This is a genomic window from Streptomyces sp. NPDC001880 (genome assembly GCF_053594575.1).
The window spans coordinates 14,614-28,843 of sequence record NZ_JBSFET010000006.1 but is presented as its reverse complement, the minus strand read 5'-3'; the positions used below and the strand labels follow the sequence as shown (position 1 = coordinate 28,843).

At 71.8% G+C, this 14,230-nt stretch carries 11 protein-coding genes; 2 read left to right on the top strand and 9 right to left on the bottom strand.

The genetic code is table 11. The features are described 5' to 3' along the window. Window positions 1-495 precede the first annotated feature (495 nt). The 4 genes from ACWCQ6_RS05510 to ACWCQ6_RS05495 form a co-directional block, all read right to left on the bottom strand. On the bottom strand, window positions 496-2,610 hold the full coding sequence (locus ACWCQ6_RS05510) for a LamG-like jellyroll fold domain-containing protein (protein ID WP_451085687.1): 2,115 nt from the start codon (window positions 2,608-2,610) through the stop codon (window positions 496-498). A 106-nt stretch (window positions 2,611-2,716) separates the two neighbouring features. Continuing rightward, on the bottom strand, window positions 2,717-3,376 hold the full coding sequence (locus ACWCQ6_RS05505) for a DUF5063 domain-containing protein (protein ID WP_451085685.1): 660 nt from the start codon (window positions 3,374-3,376) through the stop codon (window positions 2,717-2,719). A gap of 143 nt (window positions 3,377-3,519) precedes the next feature. Further along, window positions 3,520-4,119, bottom strand: coding sequence for a recombination mediator RecR (gene recR, locus ACWCQ6_RS05500; RefSeq protein WP_266417409.1), 600 nt, complete (start codon window positions 4,117-4,119; stop codon window positions 3,520-3,522). A gap of 64 nt (window positions 4,120-4,183) precedes the next feature. Next, on the bottom strand, window positions 4,184-4,519 hold the full coding sequence (locus tag ACWCQ6_RS05495) for a YbaB/EbfC family nucleoid-associated protein (RefSeq protein WP_451085902.1): 336 nt from the start codon (window positions 4,517-4,519) through the stop codon (window positions 4,184-4,186). Between the two features lie 372 nt (window positions 4,520-4,891). Here ACWCQ6_RS05495 and ACWCQ6_RS05490 point away from each other — a divergent pair, with 372 nt between their 5' ends. Then, window positions 4,892-5,638 (top strand): SLATT domain-containing protein, encoded by a 747-nt coding sequence (locus tag ACWCQ6_RS05490; protein ID WP_451085900.1) that lies wholly within the window; start codon window positions 4,892-4,894, stop codon window positions 5,636-5,638. Window positions 5,639-5,745: 107 nt separating this feature from the next. Here ACWCQ6_RS05490 and ACWCQ6_RS05485 read toward each other — a convergent pair whose 3' ends face one another. The 4 genes from ACWCQ6_RS05485 to ACWCQ6_RS05470 form a co-directional block, all read right to left on the bottom strand. Further along, window positions 5,746-6,396 carry a hypothetical protein gene (locus ACWCQ6_RS05485; RefSeq protein WP_451085898.1) on the bottom strand — a complete coding sequence of 217 codons (651 nt, stop codon included), beginning with the start codon at window positions 6,394-6,396 and terminating at the stop codon, window positions 5,746-5,748. Window positions 6,397-6,521: 125 nt separating this feature from the next. Continuing rightward, entirely contained in the window at window positions 6,522-7,280 is a 759-nt protein-coding gene (locus ACWCQ6_RS05480) for a GntR family transcriptional regulator (protein ID WP_451085682.1), read from the bottom strand. A 146-nt stretch (window positions 7,281-7,426) separates the two neighbouring features. Then, complete coding sequence (locus ACWCQ6_RS05475; RefSeq protein ID WP_451085680.1) at window positions 7,427-8,791, bottom strand: aminotransferase class III-fold pyridoxal phosphate-dependent enzyme; 1,365 nt, start codon at window positions 8,789-8,791, stop codon at window positions 7,427-7,429. A gap of 477 nt (window positions 8,792-9,268) precedes the next feature. Beyond that, a complete protein-coding gene (locus ACWCQ6_RS05470; RefSeq protein ID WP_451085678.1) occupies window positions 9,269-10,540 on the bottom strand; it encodes a hypothetical protein in 1,272 nt (423 codons plus the stop codon). A gap of 331 nt (window positions 10,541-10,871) precedes the next feature. On the opposite strand from ACWCQ6_RS05470, the gene ACWCQ6_RS05465 reads away from it, so the two are divergent. Then, window positions 10,872-12,734, top strand: coding sequence for a serine/threonine-protein kinase (locus tag ACWCQ6_RS05465; protein ID WP_451085676.1), 1,863 nt, complete (start codon window positions 10,872-10,874; stop codon window positions 12,732-12,734). A gap of 308 nt (window positions 12,735-13,042) precedes the next feature. Here the strand turns inward: ACWCQ6_RS05465 and ACWCQ6_RS05460 are convergent, their stop codons facing one another. Continuing rightward, the gene (locus ACWCQ6_RS05460; RefSeq protein WP_451085674.1) at window positions 13,043-13,873 is read right to left on the bottom strand and encodes a phosphotransferase family protein; all 831 of its coding nucleotides are present in this window, start codon (window positions 13,871-13,873) and stop codon (window positions 13,043-13,045) included. Between the last annotated feature and the right edge of the window lie 357 nt (window positions 13,874-14,230).

The following is a 14,230-nucleotide window of genomic DNA, read 5'->3' as shown; positions in this document are numbered from 1 at the left end:
CGTGTGCCGGACTGCCCGTACACGTCCTGCCCGCCGCGCAGCCCCGCACGCCCGTATGTGGTCCAGCGCACACGCCCGGCCATCCGGGTCCACGATTCGGCGGCCCTTCTCCTCCAGCGTGGACCGGAACCCAGCCGTCCGCTCTTCGGAGGCCCTGCCATGCGCAAGCCGCTGCGCGCACTGCCCCTGCTACTCGCCCTGGCCGCACTCCCCCTGGCGGCAGCCCCCGCCCACGCGGACGGCACCTGCTCCGCCACCCGCGCCGATGCCCCGATCCACGCGGGCGCGAACCCCTGGACCGACATCGTCGGCCACCCGGACCCGGGCACTCCGGTGAACGCCTCCCGCCAGGGCCGCGGACGAACTGTGGCGGGTGTCCCGCACGGACAACGGCGCACCCCTGGGTTATATGCGCAACGGCGACGGGGGGTGAGAGCGGGGGCACGCCGGGCGCTGTCCCTTCCCGCCGCGCCCCCTCACCTCACCCGGCGCCGGCTACCACAGAGCGCTGATCTCGCTGTCGGTCAGCGCGCCGGAGAAGGCCCGGACCTGGTCCACGGCCCCGTGCAGGTACTCGCCCCACCCGTCGGCCGTACGTCCCCGGCCCACCTGAAGGCCGCCGCCGCCGGTCCAGCCGCCACGGAACTCGGAGGTGCCCGCGGTCTCGGCGTAGCCGTCCACGAAGAGCGTGATCCGGTCCGCCGCGATGTCGTGGACGACGGCGATCCGGTGCCCCGCTCCCTGGCCACCGTCCGGCTCCGTGTACCGGGCGACCACCGTCTCGGCCGCTCCCGGGCCGTCCGCGTGGGACATCACCAGTTCCCAGCTGGAGGTGGACGGCTCGTAGCGCACCTTGAAGGCGTCGCCGTGCGCCCCTCCCTGGGAGAGGACGGTCATCGGGTGGTCCGGCTCCTGGTCGGCCAGCCGCACCATCGCGCTCACCGTGTAGCTGTCACCGGTGTCGACGACCGGCTTCTCCGTGGCCGCGTAGCCCGAGACACCGTCCAGGTTCAGATGGCCCTCGTCCGCGAGGGGCCAGTCCCCGGGGTTGCAGTCGGGGTCCAGCGGATCGCACGTCTCGTCCATCCGGAAGATCGAGGCGCCCGGGCCGAGCTTCAGCGGTTGCCCGCCGTCCGACTCGGCGCTGATGCCACCAGGAGCAGTCTCCAGCGCCCAATGGCCGAGCAGCTGTGCCTTACGGGTGCCGAGTCCCGCGACTTCGTCCGGCACCGCCACACGGTCGTAGACCCGGACGTCGCCGACCTCGCCCCGCCAGCGGTCCCGGTAGCCGGCTGCGCCCTGTGCCCGGCCGATCTGGAAGCTCCCGTCGCCCGCCGCCGGGGTCACGGTCCGCTCTTCGCCCACCGCCCTGCCGTTGACGTACAGCCGGGCCTTGCCCGTCCGGGCGTCGTACCGTCCGAGCACATGCGCCCACTCACCCGTCTCGGGCACGCCCCCGGTCAGCGGCATGCCGCCGACGGCGAACGACCAGACCGGCTTGCCGTCGTCCTGCCGGAGGCCCAGCGTGAACGCGGGCCCCTGGCCGGTGTCCTGGCTGACGACGGTCCGGGTGCCGTCCACCGCGGCGGGCCGCACCCAGGCCCCCACCGAGAAGGTCCCGCCCGTCGCGACGACCGGGGCGTCCGGCGTCAGGAAACCGTGCCCCGTCCCGTCCAGGCTCACCGAGGAGGTCACGTCCGTGCCGGACGGAGCGGCCCCTCCGAACGCGGCTCCCGCTCCGGCACGGGCCACTGGACCGGCCTCGGCGGCGGCCGTGTGCGAGCCCGCCGCGTCCGCCAGCTTCCAGCGCGCGGCCGGCGCCCTCCCGGAGGCCACCCGGAACTGGTAGTTCGTGGGCGTGCTGCCGTTGCCCGCACGGTCGAACGCCTGGACCTCCAGACCGTGGAGCCCAGGCGACTCCGGAAGGTAATCGATATCCGCCGCACGGTCCGGGCCCGACGCCTGGATGGTCAGCTGTCGGCCGCCCAGAAAGTTGTACCGGTAGAACTCGACATCCTCGGACGGCGAAGTGACGTGGAAGGTCCCGTGAACACCGACGCCGTCCGTCCAGGCGTCGCCGTCCGGATAGTCGGCCGACGACACCACCGGGGCCTCGGGAGCCTCGGGGTCGTACACGAACTCGCAGGCCGCGCCCGTTCCTTCGGAACTCCAGGGCGAAACCGTCCCACCGCTGAGGGCGCGCACGTGCCACGAGACCACGGTGTCGGCCGGGATCCCCTCGGGCAGCTGCCAGGAGAACACCGACCCTTGGGGCTTGGCAGTCGTGGTCGCCTGCCGGCGCTCGGTGCCGCCGCCGGCCGCCCACCACGCCTCGAACTCGGCCGCGACCGGAGGCGCGTCCGGCTGCCCGCCGTTCACCGGGTCCGACAGCACGGCGCGCAGCGACGGCATGGTGCGGGCGTACGCTCTGGCCTCCCCGTCCCCGCACGCCCGGCCGCCGGTCTCCAGCTCCGAGGACCACGACCGGTCCGGCACCGGGTCGGCGACCGCGACCGCCATCCCCTGCGTTGTCAGCGCCACCCCTGCGACCAGTGACAAGGCCCCCAGCCGTGCCGATCTTCGACGGCCCGCCCCAACATTTTCACGCATACACCCCTCCCTCGTCACGATCTGTGAGCACGACAGATCATCGGGAGGCTAGCAACACGCGCCGACAACAGCACGGGGTTTCGAACGAACGACGGGACAGGCCCCGCTACTGCACCGGCCGCAGCCCCAGCGGTCCTGCGATCTCCTCGGCCATGACGCGACCGGCCTCCTCGGCGAGGTCGTCGTCGATGGTTTCCGAGTCGGTGTCCAGGCCGTCCAGCTCCTGGAGGGGCTGGTTGAGGCGGATGTGGGCGATCAGGGACTGGAGGGCGCGCAGGGCGGCGGAGGCGGTGGAGCCCCAGTTGGAGAAGTAGGAGAACTGCCACCACCACAGGGCCTCGGTGGCGCGGCCCTCCTGGTAGTGGGCCAGGCCGTGGCGCAGGTCGGTGACCAGGTCGGCCAGGTCGTCCGAGATCCGGGCCGGGACCGGGGCCTTGCGGGGCTCGTACGGGTCGAAGACCTCGGAGTAGACGTCGATCGGCTCCAGCAGGGCGGCAAAGCGCTCGCGCAGCCCGTCGGCGTCCGGCTCCGCGCCGAGGTCCGGCTCGTAGCGCTCGTCGGGGACGATGTCCTCGTACGCGCCGAGCCGGCCGCCGGCCAGCAGGAGCTGGGAGACCTGGAGCAGCAGGACGGGGACGGCTTCCTCGGGCTCCTCGACCTTGGACACCTCGGTGACCGCGACGATGAACGTCTTGATCTGGTCGGCGATCTGGACGGCGAAGTCGTCCGGGTCCTGCGTGACGGAGTTCAGCGTGGCGTCAGACATCGAGGGGACCTCCCGTGGGCACGGTCGCGAACGGTGAGTAGAACATATCGTCGCTGAACGTAAAGCCGCCGTGAGTCGCGAGAACGGTCATGGAACCGGTCGCGGAACCGGTCACCGGAGGAACGTCGGAAAACGTAAGGGCGTCAGACATCGAGCAGGCGCCTCCCCTCGAAGGCACGGCCCAGGGTGACCTCGTCCGCGTACTCCAGGTCGCCGCCCACCGGAAGACCGCTGGCCAGCCTGGTGACCCGCAGCCCCATCGGCTTGACCATCCGCGCCAGGTACGTCGCCGTGGCCTCGCCCTCCAGGTTGGGGTCGGTCGCCAGGATCAGCTCCGTGATCGACCCGTCGGCGAGGCGGGCGAGCAGCTCTCGGATGCGCAGGTCGTCCGGGCCGACGCCCTCGATCGGGCTGATCGCGCCACCGAGCACGTGGTACCGGCCCCGGAACTCACGGGTCCGCTCGATCGCGACGACGTCCTTCGGCTCCTCGACCACGCAGATCACCGACGGGTCCCGGCGCGCGTCCCGGCAGATGTTGCACTGCTCCTGCTGGGCGACATTGCCGCAGACCGAACAGAACCGGACCTTGTCCTTGACCTCCAGGAGGGCATGGGCGAGGCGGCGCACATCGGTCGGCTCGGCCTGCAGGATGTGGAAGGCGATCCGCTGCGCGCTCTTGGGACCGACGCCGGGCAGCCTGCCCAACTCGTCGATGAGGTCCTGAACCACGCCTTCGTACAACGGGAACGCCTTCCTTTCCTGTTCTGTTCTGTTCTGGGTGAGCCGAGCCGGAGGACTCAGCGGGTCAGAAGGGGAGACCGGGCATGCCGCCCAGCCCCTGGGCCAGCGGGCCCAGCTTCTGCTGCTGGAGCTGCTGCGCGTTCTCGTTCGCCGCCTGGACCGCGGCGACGACGAGGTCCGCGAGCGTCTCGGTGTCCTCCGGATCGACCGCCTTCGGATCGATCACCAGATTGCGCAGCTCTCCGGAGCCGGTCACGGTCGCCTTCACGAGACCGCCACCTGCCTGACCCTCGACCTCGGTCCTGGCCAGCTCCTCCTGGGCCACGGCGAGATCCTGCTGCATCTTCTGGGCCTGCTGCAGCAGTTGCTGCATATTGGGCTGACCACCACCGGGAATCACGGTCACTCCTGGCATTTCGACGACAAAATGTTTCGGTATGCCGAGCCTACGTGGTCACCGGGCAGCGTGCTCCACCCGTTGGCGAGCAACTCTTTCGAGTGAGTTTCAGGCAGCCCTTGCCGGGCTCCTATACCTGATCACAGGCCCCGCACACCCGGGCGTACGGCGTTTTCTGCCCCATGGCCCACCATTCGGCGGTAGGAAGGGCATGCGCATCAGGACACCCAGGCCCACCGTTCGTCACGCAAAGTTACCCACGCGGGACCGTCGGCCACGCCGGAAAGCAGTGAGCACCCCGCCGCCTCGGAACACATCGCCACATCAGGCGTCGCTACGCAGAATGCAGAGGAGTACCCGGTGAGTCAGCCGGAGATGCAGCCCGAAGGGCCGCCCCGCAACGAGCCCGGTCCGGCCGGCTCGGACTCCCGCGCACGGGGCCGGGATCTGACCGGTACGCCGTTCCCGCTCGGCGACTGGGGCGAACCCGCCGACCGCCTCGACGAGCTGTACCGCTGTGTAGAGGCCGACGCGCTGCGCACCGCCGACTGGTATCTGAACGACCGTATGCGGAAGCGGCGCGGGGCCAGGGCGCTGCGGATCGGCACCGCGCTCGGAGCCGTCGCGGGCACCGCGCTGCCGCTGCTCGATCTGACCGGGGCGCTGCACGGGGCGGCGGGCTGGGGCTATCTGTCGCTGCTGCTGGGCGCCGCGAGCATGCTGTGCGACCGGTACTTCGGCCTCACCTCCGGCTGGATGAGGGATCTCGCCACCGCCCAGGCCGTGCAGCGGCGCCTGCAGGTGCTCCAGTTCGACTGGGCCTCGGAGTGCGTACGGGAGGTGCTCGGCCCGACCGAGGGGACGGCCAGCGAGGCGGCCGAGCGGTGCCTGGGGGTGCTGCGACGGTTCTCGGAGGACATCACGGAGCTGGTGCGCACCGAGACCGCGGACTGGATGGTGGAGTTCCGGGCCGGACCGGCGCCGATGGGGATGCAGGCGCTGTCGTCGAACGGCGGCAGCGGCGGGCGTACGGACCACGGGGTGGCGCCGGGGCGGTTCCCGCTGCAGACGATGGCCCGGCCGAACATGCCGCGCCAGCGCCCCCCGGAGTCCCCGCGCTGACCGCACGGGCGCCGGGAGCGGGCGCCCGGAAGCATCGAAGCGGTCGGGAGGCGTCGAAGCAGGCCGGGGGGCGTCGGAGCCGGTCGGGACCGAGGGGTGTCCCGACCTCAACTGAAGATGATCATGGATCCCTGGGCGAGGCTGCGGGTGGCCGCCGCGTGCAGCCCCAGCCAGACGTGCCGCTCGCGGGCGAACGGGCTGTTGTCGTACGGCATCGGGGCCGCCGGTTCCTCCAGGGAGGTCGGTGCGGCGGGCGGTAGCGGGGCGGCCGGCGGGTTCGCCGGGTCGATGCCGATGGACGGGGCGACGTACTGCAGCTCCCGCAGCAGTCCGTGCGAGGAGCCGAGCGGACCGCCGCCCTCCAGCAGGTCGTCGTCGGAGAGCGGGGCTGCGAAGTCCAGCGGGACGTACGCCCCGGCGTGGTCGTAGTGCCAGACCAGGTGGGACTGACGGGCCGTCGCCTCGAACATCTCCAGCAACTGCTCGTAGTCCCCGCCCAGTTCGCCGACCGGCGTGACGGCGAGGCCGCTGAGCTGGAGCAGGAAGGCGCGGCGCAGGAAGTGCAGGGCGTCGTAGTCGAAGCCCGCGATCGGGGCGACGTCGCTCGTCAGCCCCGGCATGTAGGCGTACACGGGGACGGGCGGCAGTCCGGCCTCGCCCAACGCCTTGTCGTAGACGGCTATTTCTTCGGCGAACGGGTTGTCGGGGCTGTGACACAGCACATCGACGAGGGGGACCAGCCACAGGTCACAGGCCACGAAGTCTCGCTCTCCCACGGTGCGCATCGGATGTTCAGGATGGTCGGGACAGCGTAATGCGGTGGGCGCGTTGCGCACAGGTGGCCGTCGGCGGCCGGGGCCTGTCCGGCGGGGCAGGGCACGGGTTACGACTGCGGCGCCCCGGGGTCCGGCGCCCGTCCGGCCGGGCGGCCGCCGTGTCGCGGATGTCCGAGCTCACCGGCCGCGAGCCGGTCCGCCCAGTTCAGCGCGTGGGTCCTGTAGTCGTCCAGCACCGCGCGCACCGCGTCGTGTTCGCCGAGCGTGATCGCCGCGACGAGGTCCTGGTGGCCGTGCCAGAGCCAGTCCCGGGCAGCCGCTTCATGGCGCAGGTACGGCACCGCGAACACCCAGGCCTGGACGCGCAGTCGGTGCAGGAAGTCGTTGATGTACGCGTTGCCCACGATCGCGCCCAGCTCGCGCCAGAACCGCAGGTCGTAGCCGATGAGAATGTCGAGGTCGCCGCCGCGGGCCGCCCGTGCGGCCTCCTGGGCCCTGCGGCGTACGGAGACCAGGCAGTCCCGGTACCCCGACAGTTGCACGGTCGAGAGCCCTGCGCCGAAGAAGATGCCGCGGACGACTCCGTCGATGACCAGGCTGCGGGCCTCGACCAGGGAGCGGTAGTCGGCAACGGTGAACTCCCGTACCCGAAAGCCCCGGTGCTGGTCCGATTCCAGAAGTCCCTGCGCGGACAGGTCGAAGAGCGCCTCGCGCACCGGTGTCGCCGAGACGCCGTACTGCTCGGCGATCTGCTTGACCGTGAACTCCCGCCCCGGCTGCAGACGCCCGGCGAGCACCTCGTCCCGCAGCGCGTCCGCGATCTGCTGCCGCAGCGTACTGCGGGTCACAGCTCCGCTCGCGCACATGGCGCCCCTCCCCATTTTTTGCCTGCGGTCACCTTAAGCCAGGGCCGCTGTGCCCGGATCCGGGCAGGGGAGGGGCGCGTCGCACTTTCGGACAGCGATGTCGGCCACGCGCTACCGGCTGTACTGCCGGGCCGCGCGGGCCCGGGTCACACTGTGTGCTCGTCCGCGACCGACAGCGCCGCGTCCAGAGCCGCGAGGCCCTCCTTGGCCTCGGCCTCGGTGACGTTGCAGGCCGGAACGGCGTGCGTGCGGTTCATGTTGATGAAGGGCCACAGGCCGTTCTTCTTGGCCGCGGCGCCGAAGGCCGCCATCGGCGCGTTGGCCTCGCCCGTCGCGTTGTACGGGACCAGCGGTTCGCGGGTCTCCTTGTTGCGGACCAGGTCCAGCGCCCAGAACGCGCCGAGGCCGCGGACCTCGCCGACCGACGGGTGGCGCTCGGCGAGTTCGCGGAGGCCGGGGCCGAGGACCGTCTCGCCGATGTGGGCGGCGTGCTCGACGACCTTCTCGTCCTCCATCACCTGAATGGTGGCGACGGCCGCCGCGCAGGCCAGCGGGTGACCGGAATAGGTCAGCCCGCCCGGGTAGGCGCGGGTCTCGAAGGTCGCTGCGATCTCGGCGCAGATGGCGACACCGCCGAGCGGTACGTAACCGGAGTTGACGCCCTTGGCGAAGGTCATCAGGTCCGGCACCACGTCGAAGTGCTCGGCGGCGAACCACTTGCCGGTGCGGCCGAAGCCGGCCATGACCTCGTCGAGGACGAAGACAATGCCGTACCGGTCGCAGATCTCGCGGACGCCCGCGAGGTAGCCGGGCGGCGGCGTCATGATGCCGGCGGTGCCGGGAATCGTCTCCAGGATGATCGCGGCGATGTTGCCGGGGCCCTCGAAGGCGAGGGTGTCCTCCAGGTGCTGGAGCGCGCGGGCGCACTCCTCGGCCTCGGTCTCGGCGTGGAACGGCGAGCGGTAGAGGAACGGTGCCCAGAAGCGGACGACGCCCGCCGAGCCGTTGTCGGACGGCCAGCGGCGCGGGTCACCGGTCAGGTTGATCGCGGTGGAGGTGGCGCCGTGGTACGAGCGGTAGGCGGAGAGCACCTTCGTACGGCCGGTGTGCAGCCGGGCCATCCGGATGGCGTTCTCGACGGCCTCGGCACCGCCGTTGGTGAAGAAGATCTTGTCCAGGTCGCCGGGGGTGCGCTCGGCGATGAGGCGTGCGGCCTCGGAGCGCGCCTCGATCGCGAAGGCGGGGGCGAAGGTGGCGAGCTTGCCCGCCTGCTCCTGGATCGCGGCGACGACGACGGGGTGCTGGTAGCCGATGTTGGTGTAGACGAGGCCGCTGGTGAAGTCCAGGTAGCGGTTTCCGTCGTAGTCCCAGAAGTACGCCCCCTCGGCGCCGGCGACGGCGAGCGGGTCGATCAGGCCCTGGGCGGACCAGGAGTGGAACACGTGCGCGCGGTCGGCGGCCTTCACGGCCGCGCCGGCGGCGGGGTCGACATGAGGGGCATGAGCGGTCATGCGGTGAGCGTAGGTCGTCCCCGGAGCGGCCGGACATGGCCACCTTGTATGGCGTGGGGCCCTTTCGGGTCGGCAGGGTGTCGGGGGTTCCGGCAGCACACCGCCCGATACGCCTTCCGGCACATCGACGCCGCGATCTGCGACGCGACGGCGGGCCCGGCCCGCGAGGGCCTGCTCGACGACCGCGCGCACGAGCGCGGTCTCCTCCGCCCACCGTCGCGCCAAGCTGCCGCGCCCCACCGACGAGGGCGCGCCGCGGTCCGGCGCATCGACCCCGGTCACGTCGGCCTGGCCGCCCGGCTCGCCGCCGAACTGGGCGAGGACGGTTCGCGAGACCGTACGGGTACTGGAACGGCTGTCCGCCGCCATGGCGGGCCTTGCCGAACCGCAGGCACCCCGCTCCGGCGAAGACAGGCCGAGACGGGTGGGGGCGGGCCGGGACACCGACGGCGTCCCCACCGTCCCCACCGCCCGGAACTACCGGGACACCCGCATCCCGAACACGAAGCGCCGGTCCGCGTACTCGGTGAGGCCCCACACCCGTCCGGTGCTCCGGGTGATCCCCTGGTAGCTCAGGTCCTCGGGCCCCTTCGGCATCTCCCACAGCTTCCGCGCCGTGCCGACCCCATGGGAGTCGAGCCGCACGCCGCTGTAGTACCCGTTTCCCTGGCCCCTGCTGACCGACAGGCAGAGCCTGCCCCTGATGCTCACCGCCCCCTGCACACCGCACCGCCGCGGCAGCCCCGACCCGCGCTCGACCCGGTACACGGCCGACGAGACCGCGCTCGCCGCACCCTGGTCCATGCGCGGGTACGGGCTGTTGTGGCCGATGTCCCAACGGGCCACGATCGCATGGTCCTTGCCTGGCTCCCACTCGTTCACGACGAGCGACCGGTACCGGCGGTCCGGGTCCCGGTCGACCGACACCTGGGAGAACTTGAGCCGCTCCCGCCCCTGCGCGTCCACCCGGTAGACGCGGCTGAGCGGCATCGCGTACGGCTCCCCGAACGCGTGGAAGACCCCTCGGGAGTCCTTGCCGCAGCGGTCGCGCCGACCCTTGACCGGAAACATGTCGTCGGTGTCGAACACGAAGAGCGCACCCGTGCGGCTCTCGGTGACGTACAGCTTGTTCCCGTACCAGGCCAGGCCCCCGGCGTGCAGCCCGTACAACGGCTCGAAGTCGTAGCCGCCCGTCTTCCGGGTCGGCAGCACCAGCAGGGCGTACCAGTACTTCGGTGTACGGCCCCTCAGGTCGATGATCGCTATGCGACCGCCCCGGTTCGCCGAGTGGTCCTCCTCCCGGTCGTACCAGGAGACCAGCAGGATGTTCCTGCCCCGTAGTTCGGTGGCGTCGTAGACGGTGGAGATGCCCTGGGGCCGCCAGAGGTCCCCCTTGGCGAGGCGGTCCTCCGTGCTCCACCGGAACGCCTCGTCGGGCCGTCCCGCCGATCCGGGCCACCAGTTCCGGGGAAACCCGTTCCTCCCCTCGTACTGCGCCTTCTTCCCCCTCAGCACGCCGGCCACGCCGATCCGGCCCAGCCCCTCCTTGCTGCGGAGCCCCCTGATCGATTCCTCCAGCAGCGCGGAGTGCGCCGCGTCGTACGCGAGGCTCATCGGGCGCTCGGCGGGCGTCGCCGCCACCCCGTTCGACGCTGCCGCCGCCTCCCCCGGCACCAGCAGCCCACTCGTCGCCGCGACGACCGGAGCCGCCGCCATCCCCTGCAGAATCGTTCTCCGTGTGGTGTCCATGTCGACGGACCATAGGGGGGAACAACTCGTCCCAGAACAGCAGAAGTTGTCCCGGACCTGTCCCGGACACGCTCAGGACGGAGCCACGCTCCACCACCGGTACGCGCGTGAGGCGTGAGCCCCTGACACCCAAACCCCTGAAGGGCCCCGAAGTGCTCCGAAGCGCTCCGAAAGCCCGCCCACCCAGGACGGTCCTTCCTCACGTTCCCGGCCGAAGCGGCAGCCGAAGCCGCAACCGGCCCGCCCGCACCGCGCGTGGATCCCTATGATCGAGCGAGCCACGCCAGGCACCGCTCACAGCTCAACCCCCGGGGGAAGGACGTCCAGCGCCATGCAGAGCCTGACGCCACAGGATCCGCGCGCCATCGGCGCGTACCGGCTGCTGGGCCGGCTCGGCACGGGCGGCATGGGCCAGGTCTATCTGGCCCGGTCCGACCGCGGCCGCACCGTCGCGATCAAGCTGGTACGTGGCGATCTCGCCGAACAGCAGGAGTTCCGCGACCGGTTCCGCCACGAGGTACGGGCCGCCCGCCAGGTCGGCTCCACCTGGACCGCCCCTGTGCTGGACGCCGACACCGAGGCCGCCGTGCCCTGGGTCGCCACCGGATATGTCGCCGGCCCCTCGCTGCAGGCCACCGTCACCGGACGCCCGCGCAGACCCGAGGGAGCGGCCTCCGGTGCGTACGGCCCTCTGCCCGAGCGTTCGGTCCACATCCTGGGGGCCGGTCTCACCCACGCCCTCCAGGACATCCACACCGCCGGGCTCGTTCACCGCGACCTCAAGCCCTCCAACATCCTGCTGACGATCGACGGACCGCGCGTCATCGACTTCGGCATAGCCCGGGCACTCGACACCGTGACCGGAGGCGGTGTCACCCGCACCGGGGCCCTGGTCGGATCGCCCGGTTTCATGGCGCCCGAGCAGGTGCGGGGCGAGCGGGTGACCCCGGCGTGCGACGTGTTCTGTCTCGGCTCGGTGCTGGCGTACGCCTCGACCGGCCGCCTTCCGTTCGGGGCGTCCGACAGTGGTGCGGCCGCGCAGATGTTCCGGATCGCGCAGGAGGACCCGGACCTGACCGGTGTCCCCGTGGACCTCGTCGAACTGATCCGGGACTGCCTGCACAAGGACCCGGCCGCCCGCCCGACGACGGACACGATCCTGGAGCGCCTGGCCGACGGCGAGGCGGCGGAGCCCTGGCTCCCGGGTGCGCTGATAGCCCAACTTGGCCGTCATGCAGTGGAGTTGCTCGACTCGGAGGACCCGGAGGAGGTTCCGCAGGAAGTGCCGGCGGCAGCCGCGCAGGCCCCCGTGCCGGACCCGACGCCCCCGACGCCCACGCCTCCTGCGGACTACCTCCTGCACCCGCCGCCCACGGCGGCCGGCACCCCGGCCCCGCCCCCGGTCGCCGCACCGGCGCCGCACAGCGCCCCCACCTACGGCTACCCGCCGCTGCCCGCCCAGCCGCACCCCGGCCAGGGGTTCGGCCCCCCGCAGAGCCAGGCCGGGTACGGATATCCGCCGCAGCAGCAACAGCCCTACCAGCAGCCCGGGTTCGGCCCCACGCCCCCGTACGGCCCCGCCTACCCCACCGCCGCGCAGCCCGAACCCGCCCGCCGGGGCAGGGGTTCGACCATCGCGCTCATCGCCGTCGCCGTGCTCGTGGCCATCGGTGCGGGTGGCTCCGTCTACGCGCTCATGAACGGCAAGACACCGGACCACGCGTCGGGCCCCACCGCTTCCTCGTCCTCCTCGGGCGACTCGTCGGGCTCCCCCGCGACCGACGGTCCGTCGTCGCCGGACCCCTCCGCCACCGAGGACCGGAAGAACGGCGACGGCCCCATCCCGTCCGGATACCTCGGCAGTTGGTCGGGTTCCATAGACAACTCGGCCGGCCGCTCCACCCGGAAGCTCGTCATCCGGCAGGGCGCGGTCGGCGAGAGCGTCCTCACCCTCACCGCCGACGGCCCCCTCGACAGCGGCGGCTCCTACCACTGCGTCTTCCAGGCCGACCTGACCGCAGCGCCGTCCCCGGGCGGCCCGGTCGAGATCGGCCCCTCCACGGTCACGGTGGGCGAGCCCATGGCGTCCTGCACCCCGGGCAAGGCGACCACGCTCACCCTGCTCCCGGACGGCACCCTGCGCCGCGAGAACAACGACAGCGGCGAGAAGCTCACGTACACCAAGGCCCCGTAGCGGACCGAACGCTCGGCCCAGCAGCGCGGAAGCCGCGTTGAACAGCAAGAACGCATGGACGAACCCGCCCGGCAGGGTGGGCGGGAAGTACCACGCCGACGGCCGTGTCCGGCCGCTCAGGGCCGGGATCGGTATGTAACCGACCCGGCCCGCCGTGGCGTTCGGCTCGGTGACCCCGGCCGGCCACGCCTTGCCCGCCGTACCCCTCACCGGAACGAGGAAGTTCACCGCCCGCCGCCCGTTCGCCTCGTGACGACGGGCCCCGGCTCGCCACGGACCTGGACACCACGCGTCGGTGTCCACGTCGATCAGCCCAGCAGCTCACGCAGCCGGCCCGCCTGCCGATCAGCCGTACCGGGCGGGTTCCGTCGATGCGCGGGATCTTCGAACGAGAGGATGAACAACCAGGTCAGCGCGAGCAGCCGACGACACTCCCGCAGACGGACGCGCTCCTCGGCGGTCAGATCGAAACAGTCGAGAAAGGCCGTGGTGTCGAAACCCCCGTCGACCCAGCCCGAGACATGCTCGGTGATCTCCGCAAGTTCGAAAGCCCGGTCGCTGCGGCCGGAGTCCTCGAAGTCCACCACCCGGATCCGCGAAGCGCTTTCGTCCCAGAGGTAGTTGGCGAGGTTCCCGTCACCGGGGCCGAAGACCGCCGCACCGGGGATGTCCGGCGCGGCAGCGAGGCCCGACCGGTCCAGCCAGGCCATGCCCTCGCGCAGCGCTGCCCGCACCACGGCTCCGACAGCCGGTCCGGGCTCCCGGCCATGCCAGGTGCGCAGCCGCGCGACCAGCCCGGCCTGATGGTCCGGACGCATCGGCACCCGGGCAAGACGGTCGTACGGAACCGCCCCGTACAGCGCACCGAGCGTCTCGGCCAGCGCCGCCACCTTCGCCGCGTCCACCGAAGCCCCCCGCAACGGGACCCCCGGCACGCGTGACATCACCACCGTCGGCGGAACGGCGTCACGATCGACAGCGATCGGTGCGGGGGCGAGCCCGGGCGCATGAACCTCCAGCAGGGTCAGGGCCCGCCACTCACGGTCGAGCAGGGCACGGACGTCGCCCTTCCGGAACCGCTTCGTCACGTCGTCGCCGCAGATCTCGACCGCATGGGTGCTCCACCGCACGGAGTTCATGACGCCGATCCTGCCGAGCGGGGCGCGTCCGGGCCACTCCTCCCGGGCCACCGCCCCCGGGAAACGGCCCCTCAGAGCAGCGGCTCGGCCGACATCAGCAGGTGCTGGCATGGCGGCGGCCTCTCCCAGTCGGCTCCGATCGCGGTCGTGATCGCGGTCGTGATCGGAGCCGACACCAGGGGCCGCCACCGGCAGGGGCCGCCACTGACAACGGAAGTAGAACGGTTGCGGCCGACGCGACAGCGGCCACCCCCGTGAGCCGCTGCTGTCGCCCCCGTACCCCTCCCCCGAGGGGGCCGCAACCGTGTTCGGACTCTAGATCCTCGGGTAGGCACTCGGAAGCTTCAATTCGCACTG

Excerpts from the sequence above, each read along its gene's own strand:
- ACWCQ6_RS05480 (WP_451085682.1), bottom strand. The coding sequence starts at position 7,280 with ATGTGCGCGAGCGGAGCTGTGACCCGCAGTACGCTGCGGCAGCAGATC.
- ACWCQ6_RS05475 (WP_451085680.1), bottom strand. The coding sequence starts at position 8,791 with ATGACCGCTCATGCCCCTCATGTCGACCCCGCCGCCGGCGCGGCCGTG.
- ACWCQ6_RS05505 (WP_451085685.1), bottom strand. The coding sequence starts at position 3,376 with ATGTCTGACGCCACGCTGAACTCCGTCACGCAGGACCCGGACGACTTC.
- ACWCQ6_RS05470 (WP_451085678.1), bottom strand. The coding sequence starts at position 10,540 with ATGGACACCACACGGAGAACGATTCTGCAGGGGATGGCGGCGGCTCCG.
- ACWCQ6_RS05465 (WP_451085676.1), top strand. The coding sequence starts at position 10,872 with ATGCAGAGCCTGACGCCACAGGATCCGCGCGCCATCGGCGCGTACCGG.
- ACWCQ6_RS05510 (WP_451085687.1), bottom strand. The coding sequence starts at position 2,610 with ATGCGTGAAAATGTTGGGGCGGGCCGTCGAAGATCGGCACGGCTGGGG.
- ACWCQ6_RS05490 (WP_451085900.1), top strand. The coding sequence starts at position 4,892 with ATGCAGCCCGAAGGGCCGCCCCGCAACGAGCCCGGTCCGGCCGGCTCG.
- ACWCQ6_RS05460 (WP_451085674.1), bottom strand. The coding sequence starts at position 13,873 with ATGAACTCCGTGCGGTGGAGCACCCATGCGGTCGAGATCTGCGGCGAC.